The organism is Candidatus Poribacteria bacterium (assembly GCA_021295715.1).
Lineage (GTDB): Bacteria > Poribacteria > WGA-4E > WGA-4E > WGA-3G > WGA-3G.
In genome coordinates this window covers 16,037-32,075 of the sequence record JAGWBV010000057.1, presented here as the reverse complement: position 1 = coordinate 32,075, position 16,039 = coordinate 16,037, and the positions used below count along the sequence as shown (strand labels likewise).

Annotated in this window: 17 protein-coding genes; 4 read left to right on the top strand and 13 right to left on the bottom strand. The window is 49.1% G+C overall.

Annotated elements, in window-relative coordinates; genetic code table 11:
- A partial coding sequence (locus J4G07_14665; protein MCE2415234.1) for a hypothetical protein occupies nucleotides 1-262 on the top strand: 262 nt, incomplete at its 5' end.
- A 211-nt stretch (nucleotides 263-473) separates the two neighbouring features.
- On the top strand, nucleotides 474-1,235 hold the full coding sequence (locus J4G07_14660) for a hypothetical protein (protein MCE2415233.1): 762 nt from the start codon (nucleotides 474-476) through the stop codon (nucleotides 1,233-1,235).
- A 55-nt stretch (nucleotides 1,236-1,290) separates the two neighbouring features.
- Here the strand turns inward: J4G07_14660 and J4G07_14655 are convergent, their stop codons facing one another.
- From J4G07_14655 to J4G07_14600, 12 genes are all read right to left on the bottom strand, one after another.
- Nucleotides 1,291-1,719, bottom strand: coding sequence for a hypothetical protein (locus tag J4G07_14655; protein MCE2415232.1), 429 nt, complete (start codon nucleotides 1,717-1,719; stop codon nucleotides 1,291-1,293).
- A 19-nt stretch (nucleotides 1,720-1,738) separates the two neighbouring features.
- Nucleotides 1,739-2,701, bottom strand: coding sequence for a sulfatase-like hydrolase/transferase (locus J4G07_14650; GenBank protein MCE2415231.1), 963 nt, complete (start codon nucleotides 2,699-2,701; stop codon nucleotides 1,739-1,741).
- Between the two features lie 4 nt (nucleotides 2,702-2,705).
- Nucleotides 2,706-3,419: an orotidine-5'-phosphate decarboxylase gene (gene pyrF, locus J4G07_14645; protein ID MCE2415230.1), complete on the bottom strand. Its 714-nt coding sequence runs from the start codon at nucleotides 3,417-3,419 to the stop codon at nucleotides 2,706-2,708.
- Between the two features lie 93 nt (nucleotides 3,420-3,512).
- A complete protein-coding gene (locus J4G07_14640; GenBank protein ID MCE2415229.1) occupies nucleotides 3,513-3,818 on the bottom strand; it encodes a hypothetical protein in 306 nt (101 codons plus the stop codon).
- Nucleotides 3,819-3,861: 43 nt separating this feature from the next.
- Nucleotides 3,862-4,143 (bottom strand): type II toxin-antitoxin system HigB family toxin, encoded by a 282-nt coding sequence (locus J4G07_14635; protein ID MCE2415228.1) that lies wholly within the window; start codon nucleotides 4,141-4,143, stop codon nucleotides 3,862-3,864.
- Between the two features lie 20 nt (nucleotides 4,144-4,163).
- On the bottom strand, nucleotides 4,164-5,672 hold the full coding sequence (gene argH / locus J4G07_14630) for an argininosuccinate lyase (protein MCE2415227.1): 1,509 nt from the start codon (nucleotides 5,670-5,672) through the stop codon (nucleotides 4,164-4,166).
- Nucleotides 5,673-5,678: 6 nt separating this feature from the next.
- A complete protein-coding gene (locus tag J4G07_14625) occupies nucleotides 5,679-6,023 on the bottom strand; it encodes a type II toxin-antitoxin system PemK/MazF family toxin (GenBank protein ID MCE2415226.1) in 345 nt (114 codons plus the stop codon).
- Entirely contained in the window at nucleotides 6,010-6,234 is a 225-nt protein-coding gene (locus J4G07_14620; GenBank protein MCE2415225.1) for a hypothetical protein, read from the bottom strand. Before J4G07_14620 ends, J4G07_14625 begins: the two co-directional genes overlap by 14 nt.
- A gap of 26 nt (nucleotides 6,235-6,260) precedes the next feature.
- Entirely contained in the window at nucleotides 6,261-6,521 is a 261-nt protein-coding gene (locus tag J4G07_14615) for a hypothetical protein (protein MCE2415224.1), read from the bottom strand.
- 42 nt (nucleotides 6,522-6,563) lie between these two features.
- Nucleotides 6,564-7,418, bottom strand: coding sequence for a phytanoyl-CoA dioxygenase family protein (locus tag J4G07_14610; protein ID MCE2415223.1), 855 nt, complete (start codon nucleotides 7,416-7,418; stop codon nucleotides 6,564-6,566).
- 210 nt (nucleotides 7,419-7,628) lie between these two features.
- Nucleotides 7,629-8,432: a ThuA domain-containing protein gene (locus J4G07_14605; GenBank protein ID MCE2415222.1), complete on the bottom strand. Its 804-nt coding sequence runs from the start codon at nucleotides 8,430-8,432 to the stop codon at nucleotides 7,629-7,631.
- A gap of 43 nt (nucleotides 8,433-8,475) precedes the next feature.
- On the bottom strand, nucleotides 8,476-9,279 hold the full coding sequence (locus tag J4G07_14600) for a ThuA domain-containing protein (GenBank protein ID MCE2415221.1): 804 nt from the start codon (nucleotides 9,277-9,279) through the stop codon (nucleotides 8,476-8,478).
- Nucleotides 9,280-9,584: 305 nt separating this feature from the next.
- Here J4G07_14600 and J4G07_14595 point away from each other — a divergent pair, with 305 nt between their 5' ends.
- Nucleotides 9,585-10,442 carry an amidohydrolase family protein gene (locus J4G07_14595; protein MCE2415220.1) on the top strand — a complete coding sequence of 286 codons (858 nt, stop codon included), beginning with the start codon at nucleotides 9,585-9,587 and terminating at the stop codon, nucleotides 10,440-10,442.
- Between the two features lie 550 nt (nucleotides 10,443-10,992).
- Here J4G07_14595 and J4G07_14590 read toward each other — a convergent pair.
- Nucleotides 10,993-13,176 (bottom strand): malate synthase G, encoded by a 2,184-nt coding sequence (locus J4G07_14590; protein MCE2415219.1) that lies wholly within the window; start codon nucleotides 13,174-13,176, stop codon nucleotides 10,993-10,995.
- Nucleotides 13,177-13,967: 791 nt separating this feature from the next.
- Between J4G07_14590 and thiC the strand changes: the two genes are divergently transcribed.
- Complete coding sequence (thiC, locus tag J4G07_14585) at nucleotides 13,968-15,899, top strand: phosphomethylpyrimidine synthase ThiC (protein ID MCE2415218.1); 1,932 nt, start codon at nucleotides 13,968-13,970, stop codon at nucleotides 15,897-15,899.
- The last annotated feature ends 140 nt before the right edge of the window (nucleotides 15,900-16,039 follow it).

The following is a 16,039-nucleotide window of genomic DNA, read 5'->3' as shown; positions in this document are numbered from 1 at the left end:
GCATAGAGATCGCCAAAAAATGATTACGCACAACACCAATGATATTCAAATCATCGTGCAAGTGGCGCAACGTCTTATCGTTGAAAAGTTTATGAGTCGTATTTCGCATGGAATGTCAGGTATCAGGCATTTATCCCCTTACAAGTGCGAGGCAAGCCCGCAACCTTGCGGTTACGCTTGTAAAGCTTGCCAACCTGATACTATTAACCCTACCATAATTTTAGACATTTGTCAAATCTTTTTAAGCAAAGGTTTGGTCTAATTCAATAGGGCGGTGTCTACATCCCCCAGCTAAAGCAACGGGGTTTTGACACCGAATTTTGATAAAGAATGCCCAACTTTGTGCGGTTTTTTATCACTATTTCGCCTAAAGTTTCTGAGGCAGTATCATTCAAACTGGCACGGAATTTGCTCTCCACTATGATACAGACACTCCAAAGATAAAAGCACTGTCCAAAAAGGAGTTCAAGTTCATGAAAAAGACCCACCTTCTCTATATCGTATGTTTTTTGCTTTCCAGTCTACTGCTATCAAAGGGTATTGCCCAGGACTTTGCGACACAGTGGCATCTGCCTGAAGGTGCGAAAGCCCGTCTCGGAAGAGGCACATTAATCAATGTCAAACTCTCACCCGACAGCACACGCGTTGTTGCGTCAACGTCGATTGGCATCTGGATTTATGACGCACAGACCGGCGAGGCGGTTTCGTTGTTCACAGAGTCCCAAATCGGCGGCGAACGAGACGGATTTATGTCCAAAACACCACCGGAGGCACTGACGTTCTCCCTCGACGCTTCAATTATTGCAACTGCTCATGGAAACAGTATTTACGTCTGGGACACCTTCACAAGCAATGCGTTCGCGATGCTTGACAAACATCCTGACGCAATTAACGCAACCGCCCTTTCACCGGATGGCACAAAACTCGCGACTGCAGGCGGCGACTGGACAGTGCGTTTATGGGAGGTCAACACGGGTAATCCCATCGGCACCTTCGATGCTGTTGAAAACACTACTGCTTTAGCCTTTTCCCCGGATGGAAAAACGCTCGCAAGCGGAAGTGAAGCAGGGTTAATTCAGATATGGAAATCAGATCCGGATTATCAGATACAAGTGATTCTCACAGGACATCAAGGCTCTGTTGGTGTGTTGATGTTCTCGCCAGATGGGAAGACACTGGCAAGCGGAAGCGACGACGGTACAATCCTTCTCTGGGATTGGGAAAAACTTAAATAGCGGTCAACCATCGGAAATCACCTGAATGCCGACTGCTGCCCGCTGACAGCCAGTTCTACATCTCCGCCAATTTCTTTTGAAGCCATCGCGTCATCGGTGCCTGCTCTGGATCGCAGACCTCAATGAAATGTCCGGGTAAGGGTTGTCCAATCAATGCCTCGACATCTCGTTTTCGTTCTGCAACGATCGCTGGATGGTCACTCGCAATATTCACTATTTCTTCGGGATCATTTCGGACATCAAAGAGTTCATCGCCATTCTCATCTCTGTAACCGACTGAAGTACAGAAGTTCCAGTGGTTATCGCGCACGCTGACGCGACCGCGTGCGTTGCCCGTGATGAATCCTGCCCAACCGGTGATAATCCGTTCACGGAGCGACGCTTTTTCCTGCCGAACGAGTTGCCACATGTTCTCACCATCTGTCCAACTGCACGGAATGTCAAGTTGATTCAGAAGTGTGGGCATAAGGTCGTGGTTCTGCACGAACGCGAAAATTTCCTTGTCATGGGGTCCCTCTGGATGCCGAATCATCAGGTTCAACTGCGTATTGAAAGGATGGAGCTTGTTCGGTCCCTTCCCGAAACTTCCATGGTCCCGGAGTTGTGTACCGTGGTCGGACATGATTTAACTGCTCTATCTTGTCAAGTAGCACGCCGACCCATTTATCGACAAACGTCACTTCGCCGAGGTAGAGTGCCTCAATCCGGCGAAGTTCATCTTCCGTAGGTCCATCACCTTCGTTCGCGTTGCCCGGCGTGATGAAATCCTTGCCGGAATAGTCGGAAAAATAGAGGTCTGCGTAGGACTTCGGTGGATCCCACGGTTCATGCGGGTCGAAACTGTCCACCCATAAGAAAAACGGACCGACGGTATGATTGTCCTGTAGCCAGTCCGCTGCGGCACGGAAGACGCGGGCACAACTATAGTCATCTTCGGATTGACGATGCCGTTGCGACAAGAGGTAGTTGACGAGTCCAGCATGCCGTTGCCAGTTGAGGGGTTCACGAACATGTTTTCGGAGTTGTTCTTCAATCAACCTCGGATCACCGCTGTTCCAGTTATCCGACTCCTGTCCGCGAATGAAATCGAAATGTGCGAACCCGCGCGAGAAATTCATCGTCGGCTTGAACATGTGATACGTATCCGCAATCAGAGCAGTGAGATACCCGCGTTCAAGCAAGACTTCAGCGATTGTATCCTGTTCGGGTGGTATCTTATGCCAACCCGGCGCATGATGCCAATGTCCACGCCGGTCGAAATTGTATTTCCACGGAAAACTCCGCATCCCCGTGAAGTTGCCGCGCCGGATCTGAAGCGTCGGCTGTCCCTCACCAAAGGCGCGTGTGAACCGGACAGACTCTGATGCCAAGGCATCGAGGTTCGGCGTTTGCACGTGGCTATACTTCTTGCCTTCACCGATGATGTCTGCACGAAACGTGTCTAAACAGATACACACAATGTTCATAATGTTAAGCCTCTTTCATTTCTTCAAGGATCATTTCGGTAGCTTCCAAGGGATCCTCCGCGTCAATAATCGGTCTACCGACAACAATGTAATCCGCGCCGCGTTGAATCGCCTCCGCTGGCGTAGTGATGCGGCGTTGATCTCCCGCCGATGCCCACGCTGGACGGATACCGGGTGTGACAATGACAAAATCCTTTCCACACGCTTTCCGTATCGATTCGATCTCCAACGGCGACGCGACAACACCGTCCAGTCCGGCTTCCTGCGCCAACTGTGCGAGATAGACAACCTGTTCCGAAAGCGTCCGTGCTGAGGCAAAACTTAACCGAAAGTTAGTTTCTTCAATGCTTGTCAGAATGGTCACGCCGAGTAGTATTGGCGGCGGAATATCGCGTTCGGCAGATACTTCGTCTGCCCTTGCTCTTGCCGTCTTCATCATTATAAGTCCACCAGAGGCGTGCATGTTAATCATATTTGCGCCATGTTTCGTCATCGTGCTGACATCGCGTGCCACCGTGTTCGGAATGTCGTGGAATTTCAGGTCAACAAAGGCTTTATATCCGTTCTGATCGAACCATGGGAACGCTTCCGTTCCGAGCGCACTGAACGCCTGAAAGCCGATCTTAAACCAACGGACTGTATCCATAAGTGTGCCAGATAGCCAGTCAATTTCCTCACCATCGTCCGTATCCAAAGCGACTATTAATCTGTCCCTCAATTTTCTAATCTCCTATGTAGGGGGGATGCGCGTTGTGTATTGTCTAATGCAAAGCGTTCTTCCGTCGGGGCTATTGGAGTACTCAGTTTTCATTCATCCAAGTTCTGCCAACTCTGGAATGTGTTTACGCTCATAATTTTCAATGAGCCCAAAAACGAATTGCATCAATGGAGCGAGGAGATGGTCTTCGTCGTCGCGTACCACATCTGTTAATTCCCCGAGCAGGATTACCAATTGCTCGTAATCGTTTTCGGTTAAGGCTATGATAGTATTATCTTGGCATTTGCCAATTGCCCCGTTTAAAATGTTTAGTGCTGCAAGGGATCGAGAACCACTCGGAATATTGTGCTCAAGTTTAACTTGCGCTACATTAGGTGCAGTATGTTTTTCGGTTGACATAGTATACTCCTGAATTTATCAGTAGCAGACCTAATAGTGTTTGTCAAGGTCTCCATTTATCATACTCAGCGTGGGTTAACACATGACGAATAAACACTATCTGCTCGTCGTAGTGGATAGTTGCAATGAGGCGTGCCCTGTTCCCTCCAATATTGAAAACAGTCCAACCTGCAACTCGGTCAGCGTGAGGAAAGATGCCACACAACTCTGCGATGGAACGAAAATTTCTTCCGCGCATCAATCTATACCAACGCTCAAGTGCCGATCTGGTATTCGGATGTTTCTGTGCGAAGTCCCTGATTAGTTTGTATGGACCCGTACGCATCGTTTTTTTTACCTTCGCCGCTACAACATTATCTTAATCGGTCTTTCTAAAATATCTTCAACAATTCGCAATGTTTCTTGATGCGCGTCCTCAATTTGCATCTGGCAAGCATCAACATGTGACGCAATCTCATTAAGTCGTCCCTGAAAGTCGTCTATCATCCGACGCACCTCCGCAGGTGATGTGCCGCCGAGGCTCTGGTTATTCTGAATCGCCAATTCAGCATCCAGTATCTGTTTCAGCTGTGCGATCGGTATGTCAATCTTTTTCTGTTTCAAGAGTTCGTGCGTTAACTCCCAATCGGCGAACGTTTTTTCCTGCTGCACGAGTTCTCCGACAAGCCATCCGACAATCTCATGGCACTCCCGAAAACTGATCTGATGTTCCTTAACGAGATAATTTGCCAACTCCGTCGCCGTTGCGAAATTTGCATTCGCCAATTCCGCCATCCGTTCCGTTTTAAAATCTGTCGTTCTGAGGAGTTCCGGTAGCAGACCGAGACACGCCTCCACAATATCAAACGCTTCCCAGAGCGGGGGTTTATCCTCCTGAAAATCGCGATTGTAACCCAGTGGCAATCCCTTGAGATTTGTCAACAGGTCCAACAATGCGCCATAGACGCGTCCTGTGCGACCGCGTGTGAGTTCGGCGATGTCGGGATTCTTCTTTTGCGGCATAATGGAACTTCCGAAACTATAAGCATCGTCAAGCACCGCCATCCCAAATTCATAGGTCGTCCAGTAGACGATTTCTTCACTGATTCGCGAGAGGTTCGCCATCACAAGCGACAACGCGAAAAGCGTCTCGGCGATAAAATCTCGGCTGCTGATGACATCCAAGGCGTGTTCGTGTGGTGCGTCGAAACCGAGCAGTTTTGTCGTTAGGTGTCGATTAATCGGGAAGGTCGTGCCAGCCAAGGCACACGCGCCAAGAGGGTTCGCATTGGCGAGTCGATATGCAGATTGCAGACGTTTCTGATCCCGTAGGAACATACTCACATAAGCCGTCGCCCAGAAACCGAGGCTTATCGGTTGTGCGTGTTGGGTATGCGTATAGCCGGGCATAACGGTATCGGTATGTGCTTTCGCAATGTGTAGGAATGCCTCACAGAGTTCAGAGAGACCGCGCTGGAGGTTGAGAATCTCATCCCGAATGTAAAGATGCGCGTCCACGAGTACCTGATCGTTGCGAGAACGAGCGGTGTGGAGTTTACCACCGAATTCGCGTCCGGCGTTCTCAATCAGATACGATTCGACGTTCATGTGTACGTCCTCTTTATTCGGGTCGAGCGTGAAATCACCGTTCTGAAAATCCGCTTCTGCTTTCTGGAGCCATCGCAAAATCTCGCGCAGGTCGGCATCGGAGATAATTTCTTGCCGAGCGAGCATAATTGCATGTGCCTGACTTCCCCAGATATCGTATCCGATGAGTCGGGTATCGGCTTCAATGGAGTGCGTGAAGGCTATCGTCTCTGTGGTGAGGCTTGTGCTGAAGCGTCCACCCCAGAGTGTTTTTTCCGGTTTTCCCATAGTCTGTTAATTTTCCGATGGCCTTTCAGAAAAAGCCTGAAACCCCAACCATTCCTTTACTGTATCTTCAATCAATCTCATTTGAGTAGACCGCAATGTTCCCAACCTGCGAATGAACTTGGACGGTGGAATTGCCGTAAGTCCTTGAACGTTGAAAGCACCAGGTCTCAAACCTGATACAGAAAGCTCAACTTGGAAGGCAGAGCGTCTTATGTTTGTTGTATGCGGTACAATCGTTAGTAAAGCATAATCCGAATCTGAAAAAGGCACACTTAAAACCAGAACAGGTCGCGTCTTTGCCGCGAATCCAAGGTCGGCTAACCAGATCTCACCACGTTTAGGCATCAACATCGTCTTCTAAATTTTCCTCTTTCTCAAACTGTTGAAAAACCTCCGCTGCCGCTGAGACCTGATCCTGTTCTGTCCAGATTCCGTAGCCATCATCATAAATAATGGTTTCATGACGAGCCCGATATAAATCGCGAATAACCCGCTCAATGTGTTGCAGTTCGTCGGTACTTAGGCTTGACAAGTCCGCCGATATTTCTTGAATTGTGCGCATTATGAAAATATCCTCCATAGATTATTTTAAGTATTATAGTCAAAGCAAGGCGGTTCTCGCGCCGGTTCCCGTGGGGGTATTTCAAGTTCCACTCCGCCAAAAGGTTTGAACATTTCGTGGATCGCCGTTCCCAGATTTTGTGATGGAATTTCGTGATCAGAAGAGACACTTTGCGTCTCTGCATCTTGAAGATAAACGAGATAATCAACAGCAGATTTGAGTTTTTCGGTAGAGAGCTGCCTGATTAACCTAACTGCCTGCTGTTGCAAATCAACTTTTCGCATCATGAACCTCCTTTGCCTTTCAAAGATAAAGACATAATTCGCCTGTTACACAACCTGTGGCGGGCGACGCGGTGCTGTCGGTTGGATAATCTTGCGTTGATCGGGTGTCAACCGTGCTAACAATTCTTTTGAATGCGGATAGTCAAAACGTTCACGAACATATCTCGGAGAATAGCGATAGACGATAGATCGTCGATACCCCTCATTCGTCCGTTCTGCCGACCCGTGCGTAATCGCATCCGTGAACATGACGACATCGCCTGCTTTGAGATAGATCTCCTTCGTCGCAAAGGCTGTCCCTGCGGGTTTACCGCTTACACCGTCGTAGACCAAACCTTTCCCATCGACCTTCAAACGCGGGTGAATCTCTGTGCATTTATGGCTACTCGGCACCAACACCGGTGCGCCATCGCCGGGTCCAATGTCGTTGAGTGCCATCAGGACGTTAATCTGCCCTACCATCCATTCGCCGGTGTTCTCCTGTCGGAAGGTGAGGTAACTCAGCGGGACATGTCCACCACAGTGGATATGGATGAAACCACCGGGACCGCGGACGTTAAGGAAATTCTCATGGATAGAAAGCCCATTGACTTCGTGGACGTATTTCCGCACCAAACCGATCCATGACGGATGGTCGATGAGTTTCTGGAAAACATCGCCACCCTCAATGATATTCTGGAAATTCACACCGTTCTCGATGTTGTAGGTATGCGTTTCGATGTTTCCGATCCAGCGTGGAATCCGTCTGTCCTCGGTTTCTTCCTCCCACGGATCTTCAACGTAAGTCCAATGCGCATCAATCCACGCGTTCATTTCATCGAGATCGGTTTTCGAGATTGCGTTCTCTAAAATTAGATAGCCTTGTAGGTCGAAGAGATAATCTTGTAACGCTTGGTCCATGTTCCGTCTCCTTAGTCGGTAGATGCGGTTTCATAAAGGTAAAATTCAATGCGGTCAGATGAAGATTAATTTATTAATTTGGTAATGCCATAGCCATATCCGGTGCGGGAAACACCCCAGCAAAAACACCGCACCTACCGTGCCTGTGGAAATATAGAATTACCGAATTATTTAGACTTCATTCAGCCTACTCATAGAATAATGCCGCACCTACAGATACGCCTCCAATTCCATTTCGGTTGGTGTCGGCGTGGAGATACCTCCTTCAGGGACTTCCATCTTTGCTGTCCAGACAATCCCGTTGAGAATTAACTTACGGAATTGATCATTCCCCCAATTCTGATGGTAATGTCCACCGGTACATCCGAACCCACGCCCGCCATCGGGACGTTCGACGCACCACCCCAAGTGCTGTCGTTCGCCCTTTGCAACCGAAGCACGGACTTGTGGATTGCCGCTGTATGGTCCATCGGGTCTTTTGAGCGTTGATGCAGGTGCAATCGCACTCAACACAGGTGTCACGCCCCGCATATTTTCACGAAACCGCATGTGATAATACCACTCATCTTTCAATGAAAATGGCTCCATTCCACGTGTTATCGGGTGTTCAGAAAATTCAGTAAACGTTGCTATCCAATAAGGATTCACCGAAAGGCCGGGTTCAAAGTAACCACCGATCCAGTCTAAGAAACAATCACCCGGCTTGCCCTTCGGCACCTCGACTGCAAAGTGTAACATTGCGAGTCCTATGCCCTGTGCCATCAATTCACTAATCCGATCAAGATGCGGGATGCTAAGATGTTTTTCACCACCGCCTGAATAAACAATAATAGCATCTGTATCGGTGAAAATCGCTGGATCTTCGGGCCACCCCTGCGAGACCTCTGCCGCTACGCCGTCGACATTTTTGTTTAACTGCTCGGCAAGAAAGGCACACCCAGCGGGATGCTCATGCGCGCCACTGCCACGACTTCCACTTCCTGCCACCAAAACAATTCGAGATTTCTTTGCCATATTTTTTCGATCCTCCAGCAGAATTACCCAAATCATTCTAAAACTACAGATATGCATCCAATTCTGCTTCGGTTGGCGTCGGTGTAGAGATACCGTCCTCAGGGACCTCCATCTTCGCTGTCCACACGATACCGTTGAGAATGAATTTACGAAGTTGATCGTCCGCCCAATTCCGATGGAGATGTCCGCCGGTAAATCCGAATCCACGTCCGCCATCTGGGCGTTCCACACACCATCCCAAGTGCTGCGGCTCACCGTTTGCGACCGATGCCCGCACATGCGGATTCCCGCTATGCGGTCCGTCGGGTCGCTCAAGTGTCGAAGCAGGTGCGATGGCACTCAACACAGGTGTCACACCCTGCATATTTTCACGAAACCGCATGTGGTAATACCATTCGTCTTCCAATGAAAACGGCTCTATTCCGTGTGTTGTGGGGTGTTCAGGAAATCCGGTAAACGTTGCTGTCCAATACGGATTGACCGAAAGGTGAGTCTCAAAGTAGCCGCCGATCCACTCCAAGAAGCGATCCCCGGGTTCCCCCTTCGGCACTTCCACAGCATAGTGTAACATCCCAAGTCCGATACCCTGTTCCACCAGTCCAGATATCTGTTCAAGGTGTGGAATGCTAAGATGCCCAGCACCACCGTCCGAGTAAACAATAATGGCATCTGTATCGGTGAAAGTCGCTGGATCTTCGGGCCATCCCTGCGAGACCACGACTTCCACGCTGTCCACAGCCTTGTTCAACTGATCGGCGAGAAAGGCACACCCCGCGGGATGCTCATGCGCTCCACCGCCATGACTCGCACTTCCTGCTACCATAACAATTCGAGATTTTTTTGACATATTCGTCCTCCGTTGGGAATATCTATCAGTTTAGCACATCATCAGACTTTTTGGCAAACCCTTTTGGTGAATGGCTATCAGGGGTTAGAAGAATAGCGATTAGCGATTAGCGATTAGCAATTAGCAATCAGTAGGCAGGGTGGGTGATACGTACCCCCTCAGTGAAAGAATCGCGAGTAGAACTCGCTCCTACTGAAGTGGGGAATGCCCTGAATTACGAAAAGAAAATATTGACAATTTCGGGGAGAAGCCTTAAAATATCCTCAAACTTAAATACAATTAAAGGTGAAATATAGGAGCACGCAATGGAGCAATTCCCGATCGTTGACACGCATGTTCACCTATGGCATCCGCAACAGTTAAGATACCCCTGGCTCACGGAAGTCCCAGTCCTAAACAGACCTTATCTCCTAAAAGATTACAACGACGCGTCCGGTGAACTGGATATAGAATCCATCGTCTTCGTCCAATGCGACACACATCCCGATGACGGTTTGAAAGAGACGGCTTGGGTTACGGATCTCGCGACGACAGTAGACCCTCGGATTCAAGGCATTGTTGCGTGGGCACCGCTCGAAGGGGGAGAACAGGTGGCACCCTTTGTTGAAAAACTGGCAGAGAATCCATTCGTTAAAGGTATCCGTCGCCTCATTCAATCCGAAAGCGTGGATTTCTGTGTTCACCCCGACTTCGTGAATGGTGTTAAAACGCTTTCTCGGTACGGACTGAGTTTCGATATTTGTATCTTCCACCCGCAACTCGCCAATGCCATTCGGCTCGTGGAACAGTGTCCGCACGTCCAATTCATTTTAGACCACATCGGCAAACCCGACATCAAGAATCAACTTTTTGAGCCGTGGAAACAGGAGATCCAAACGCTTGCGACATTCCCGAATGTCCATTGCAAAATATCAGGTTTGGTAACGGAGGCAGCTCTCGACGTATGGACACCTGCGGATTTACAACCGTATATTGAACACGTTATCGCCTGCTTCGGGTTCAATCGCGTTATATACGGCAGCGATTGGCCCGTCTCCACGCAAGCCTCGGATTATCCACGGTGGGTAGAGACTTTGAGAGCGGCTGTATCCGGGTGCTCATCTGAAGAGTTAGATAATCTCTTCCGCAACAACGCCATCAGATTTTACCGACTTGACGCATAATCTGTTATTCTCGGTAGGAACAGTTATTATACATATGCTGTAGAAACCCCCAAGCAAACCCCTTACAGGGCTTGGACCTTTGCTCAGACCCGCTGCTATAAACATAGTGAAGAAATACCCAAGCAAATAAACCCTACGGGACTCAAGAGCATATTTTAGCCGAAGATTTTCTATGCGATACCCGCGGTGTTTGGTTTTGAGAACACTTCCATCGCGGCAAAACCGCCTCTATTTTTCTAAAATTGACACCTATGTTTCCTCAAGAAACCGCTCCTACCGGGCATGACAAAAAAGAAAAGGGAAGGAGGCATCAGACATCCTTCCCTTCTTTATTTTTTTATCCGCTCGTCATTCTATATTCTAACCCAATTATTCTACATAGATGCCGCCCCTACGGGGCTAAAGCGGTTTTTTGAAATATTCAAGGTCTCTGTGTAAAATCCGGTGCGGTTAGAAACCGCACCTACCGGATTTGGGAAAACATAGAATTACCGAACTATTTAACTTCATCAAACCGATTCCACCGAATTTGGGAACTCATCTGACTTGATTAGCCGCCTGCTTTGACTTCTTGCCGACGCGGATGCAGCACAAATTCGGTATACCCGTTCGGGAGTTCACACCCTTTAAAAACCAAGTCCAAAGCCGCTTGGAATGCGACACTCTGATCATAGTTCAGCGACATATCCCGATAATTCGGGTCACCGGCGTTCTGCTCATCAACGATCTTCGCCATCCGTTGGAAGGTTTCGGTAACCTGTTCCCTCGTAACGATCCCGTGGTGTAGCCAATTCGCGATGTGTTGACTCGAAATCCGCAGCGTTGCGCGATCCTCCATCAACCCGACGTTGTTAATATCAGGTATCTTCGAGCAGCCGATCCCTTGATCCACCCATCGGACGACGTATCCCAAGATACCTTGTGCGTTGTTATCTAATTCGCGTTGAATCTCATCGGTTTGCAACTTGCGATCCTTCAACAACGGGGGTGTTAGTAGATCCGCCAAACTTGCACGCTGTCTCGCTGACAATTCCTTTATCCAATTTGCGACATCAACTCGGTGGTAGTGCATCGCATGAAGCGTTGCGGCTGTCGGCGATGGCACCCATGCGGTTGTCGCACCTGCTAACGGATGATTCACCTTCGTTTCGACCATCTCTGCCATCTGGTCAGGTTTCGTCCACATGCCCTTCCCGATTTGCGCAGTACCGAGAAGCGCGGTTTCAATGCCTATATCGACGTTCCAATCCTCATAAGCGAGCATCCACGGCTCGTTACGGATGTCCATTTTGGGAATCATGGGTCCCGCCTCCATGCTCGTATGGATTTCATCGCCGGTTCTATCCAAAAATCCGGTGTTAATAAAGACGAGACGCTCCTGTGCCACGCGGATTGCTTCTTTGAGGTTGACGGTTGTCCGTCGCTCCTCATCCATAATCCCAATCTTAATAGTGTTCGTTGGAAGCCCAAGTGCCGACTCAATCCACTCAAACAGCCGAATCGTCATATCCACCTCTTCAGGACCGTGGAACTTCGGCTTGACGATGTAGATACTCCCCGTTTTGCTATTGGTGGCGGGACCCTTGCTCTGTAAGTCATGTATTGCGGCGAAACTCGTTACCATGGCATCAAGAATGCCTTCTGGGATCTCCTCACCGTCTGCTGTCGTGACAGCATCCGTGTACATGTGGAGTCCAACGTTCCGAATCAGGAGGAGACTTCTGCCCGGTACCGTCAATGTGCCTCCGTCAGGTGCGGTGAACGTCTTATCGGGTGCGAGGCGACGGGTAAGCATTTCGCCGTTTTTCTCAAACGTCGTCTCGAGCGTCCCTTTCATAATACCGTTCCAATTGCTATAGACGCGCACCTTGTCCGCTGCATCCACTGCGGCGACGGAATCTTCGCAATCTTGGATCGTTGTAATTGCCGATTCAAGGATAACATCAACAACGCCTGCAGGATGTGCCTGTCCAACGGGATGCTCTCGGTCAATCTGTATTTCAATGTGCAACCCGTGATTCCGTAGTAGAACAGCATTGAGTGCGCCATTTTTTTGCGTAAAACCCACAAACTGGGTTGGATCGGCTAAGCCGACTTCACTCCCATCCCTCAGTGTTGCGCGTAATTGCTGCTCGTCATGAACGGTTATGAGGGAAAACCCTGTAATATCAGAGAAACTCCCGGCTTCAAGTCCGGTCATTTCATCTAAGAACCGTTCGGTATACGCGATGACTTTCGCGCCTCGGATCGGGTTATAGGCAGTCCCTCGTGTCGCCCCGTGCGACTCATCAATGACATCGGTACCGTAGAGTGCGTCATAGAGGCTTCCCCAACGCGCGTTCGCGGCGTTTAGGGCATAACGGGCGTTATCGGTCGGGACAACCAATTGCGGACCTGAGATGAGCGAAATTTCTGTGTCAACATCTTCGGTAATCACCGTAAAGTCCTGTCCTTCAGGGAGCAGATACCCGATGTCCGTGAGAAACGCCGCATACGCCTCACCGTCCAACGGTTCATCTTTGCGAGCCAGATGCCACTCGTCAATCTGCTTTTGGAGCGTATCCCGTTTCTCCAAGAGTGACTGGTTTTCTGGTGCGAACGCTGCGATGATGTCGCCGAACGCTTTCCAGAAGGCATCTGGCTCTATACCCGTGCCGGGTGCGATCTCATCTCTTATCAATGCGTACAAATTTTCATCTATCCTGAGATTACCGATTTCAATCCGGTTTCCCATACTGTTTTCTCCATTCCAAGGTGCTTATAAGGTGTTGGATCTCCGTTAGCCGATGCTTCGTTGCACCGACAACAAATTTTGCCTCAATTGTGATTTAATCATAGCAATAGATTGGTAGTTTGTCAATCATTTTTTTGACAAATCAGGGCTTTTTATGGTGAATCCTAAAAATAACAAGACATTTCGTAGGGGCAGGTCTTGTACCTGCCTGCAAACCCATCAGTCGCAATGTCCAAGTAATTCTAACGTGAGTACCTCATTTTCATAGGGACCGCGGTGGATTGTCGGGTTTCGCTGTGTTTATTTTTCTGAATGTGTTTTGAAAAAGGAGACGTTCATGGCGAAACTGAAGGTTTCTCGGAATTTCATCGCTCTACCTGGCGGAAACACCCAAGCAAAAACACCTACGGGGTCCCTTGCAATTTTTATTATCAAACTCACGTAATTCTAAAATCTACCATAAATGCCCGTGCTACCATTGTCATGCGACTTGCGAAAATGTCGAACTTGTGTTAGTATGTTAAGTGGAATAGAGATTGATTTTTCGACTGAGGCGAAAGATATACGATGTGAAAAGCCAAGCTGCAGAATAACAGGCGGCAGTGGCACAGACAATTATGTAAATGCAAATATATATGGTAGATTTTAGAATTACTTAGACACTCTAAAGAGACGAGGTTAGAAACCACGCCAGCGGAGGAGGATTGTTGTTTCTTTAAGATGTCTATGTATTTTTAGGATCCATCATAAATGCAAACTGAATGACGATGAGGCTATTGGAGGTCAAAGTCATGAGTTCTAAAACTAATGGTTTCTTTCCGAGTAGTAGAAAAGTATACGCTTCCGGTAATTTGCATTCCGATATCCGCGTCCCTTTCCGTGAAATTACGCTCACCGCGACGCAGGTAGCAGACGGAACGGTTGAGGAAAATGAACCATTGCGCGTTTACGATACCAGCGGTGCGTGGGGCGACGATTCACAATCCTGTGATGTAGAATCAGGGATCCCACCAGTGCGGCAAGACTGGATTCTGGCACGTGGCGATGTTGAAACATACGACGGCAGGGAGATCCAGCCACAGGATAACGGTTATCTCACGAGAGGTCATGAACAGTACGCCCGTATGCGATCAGAATCAAAAGGTGGACTGAAGCACTTCCCCGGTTTGAAACGGAAACCGCTACGCGCAAGGAACGGCGAAGCTGTTACACAGATGGCGTATGCGAAACGTGGGATCGTGACACCTGAGATGGAATATATCGCCATCCGCGAGAACCTCGGTAGAGCGAAAGCCTACGAGGCTATCGACGGCGACTATCGGACACGCAACCGATTGAACCATCAACATCCGGGTGAGACGTTCGGTGCATATATTCCTGAATATATTACGCCAGAATTCGTCCGAGATGAGGTGGCGCGCGGTCGTGCAATTATCCCTGCGAACATCAACCACCCCGAAAGTGAACCGATGATCATCGGTAGAAACTTCCTTGTGAAAATCAATGCGAATATCGGTAACTCTGCTGTCGCGTCCTCAATCGAGGAAGAGGTCGAAAAGATGCGATGGGCAACGAAATGGGGAACCGATACGGTGATGGATCTCTCAACGGGTAAAAACATCCATGAGACGCGAGAATGGATCCTTCGTAACTCGCCTGTTCCTATCGGGACAGTCCCGATCTATCAGGCACTGGAGAAGGTCGGTGGCAAACCGGAGGAACTCAGTTGGGAGGCGTATCGCGACACACTTATCGAACAAGCTGAACAAGGCGTTGATTACTTTACCATCCATGCCGGTGTTCGTCTCGCATATATACCGCTGACGGCGAATCGCTCCTGTGGTATCGTCTCGCGGGGTGGCAGCATTATGGCGAAATGGTGTCTCTCACATCATCAGGAGAGTTTCCTCTACAGCCATTTCTCCGAAATTTGCGAGATTATGCGTGCTTATGATGTCTCCTTCTCCCTTGGTGACGGCTTACGCCCGGGTGCGATCGCCGATGCAAACGACGAGGCACAATTCGCAGAGCTGGAAACACTCGGTGAACTCACGAAAATCGCTTGGGATCACGATTGTCAAGTCATGATTGAGGGACCCGGACATATCCCAATGCACCTGATTAAAGAGAACATGGATCTGCAGTTGAAACATTGCGACGAGTCACCGTTTTATACGCTCGGTCCCTTGACGACCGACGTCGCCCCAGGCTACGATCACATCACAAGTGGTATCGGTGCCGCGATGATTGGATGGTTTGGATGCGCGATGCTCTGCTACGTGACCCCGAAGGAACATCTCGGACTGCCGAACAGAGACGATGTGAAGGAAGGTGTCATCACTTACAAGATCGCCGCGCACGCCGCTGACCTCGCGAAGGGACATCCGGGTGCGCAGGAACGCGACAACGTGTTGTCGAAAGCACGTTTCGAGTTCCGCTGGGAAGATCAGTTCAATCTCAGCCTCGATCCAGAGACCGCCCGTGAATATCACGACGAAACCCTTCCGAGTGAATCCGCAAAAACCGTTCATTTCTGCTCTATGTGTGGTCCGCATTTCTGCTCTATGAAAATTACGGAAGATGTCCGTAAATATGCGGAGGAGAAAGGTATCACCGCTGAGGATGCCCTTACAGAAGGGATGGTCGAAAAGAGCGAAGAGTTCAAGGAACAGGGGCATCAACTCCATGTTGCGTCCGATGAAAAGACTGAAGCCGCTGACTAACACTGTGGACACAATCCTACCGTTCCTAATCGTACTGAGCCTCTATGTAGGTTGGGTTGAACGGGAGGACAAAACACTATTCATCCAACAGAAATTCTGCAGGACTGATGTGAGTGTTATTAGACGATAGATAGTGAAAC

What these genes read in the sequence shown, in the direction of transcription:
- J4G07_14595 (MCE2415220.1), top strand. Translation starts at nt 9,585, where the DNA reads ATGGAGCAATTCCCGATCGTTGACACGCATGTTCACCTATGGCATCCG.
- J4G07_14635 (MCE2415228.1), bottom strand. Translation starts at nt 4,143, where the DNA reads ATGCGTACGGGTCCATACAAACTAATCAGGGACTTCGCACAGAAACAT.
- J4G07_14615 (MCE2415224.1), bottom strand. Translation starts at nt 6,521, where the DNA reads ATGATGCGAAAAGTTGATTTGCAACAGCAGGCAGTTAGGTTAATCAGG.
- argH (MCE2415227.1), bottom strand. Translation starts at nt 5,672, where the DNA reads ATGGGAAAACCGGAAAAAACACTCTGGGGTGGACGCTTCAGCACAAGC.
- J4G07_14650 (MCE2415231.1), bottom strand. Translation starts at nt 2,701, where the DNA reads ATGAACATTGTGTGTATCTGTTTAGACACGTTTCGTGCAGACATCATC.
- J4G07_14600 (MCE2415221.1), bottom strand. Translation starts at nt 9,279, where the DNA reads ATGTCAAAAAAATCTCGAATTGTTATGGTAGCAGGAAGTGCGAGTCAT.
- J4G07_14605 (MCE2415222.1), bottom strand. Translation starts at nt 8,432, where the DNA reads ATGGCAAAGAAATCTCGAATTGTTTTGGTGGCAGGAAGTGGAAGTCGT.
- thiC (MCE2415218.1), top strand. Translation starts at nt 13,968, where the DNA reads ATGAGTTCTAAAACTAATGGTTTCTTTCCGAGTAGTAGAAAAGTATAC.
- J4G07_14610 (MCE2415223.1), bottom strand. Translation starts at nt 7,418, where the DNA reads ATGGACCAAGCGTTACAAGATTATCTCTTCGACCTACAAGGCTATCTA.
- J4G07_14620 (MCE2415225.1), bottom strand. Translation starts at nt 6,234, where the DNA reads ATGCGCACAATTCAAGAAATATCGGCGGACTTGTCAAGCCTAAGTACC.
- J4G07_14640 (MCE2415229.1), bottom strand. Translation starts at nt 3,818, where the DNA reads ATGTCAACCGAAAAACATACTGCACCTAATGTAGCGCAAGTTAAACTT.
- J4G07_14625 (MCE2415226.1), bottom strand. Translation starts at nt 6,023, where the DNA reads ATGTTGATGCCTAAACGTGGTGAGATCTGGTTAGCCGACCTTGGATTC.
- J4G07_14660 (MCE2415233.1), top strand. Translation starts at nt 474, where the DNA reads ATGAAAAAGACCCACCTTCTCTATATCGTATGTTTTTTGCTTTCCAGT.
- J4G07_14590 (MCE2415219.1), bottom strand. Translation starts at nt 13,176, where the DNA reads ATGGGAAACCGGATTGAAATCGGTAATCTCAGGATAGATGAAAATTTG.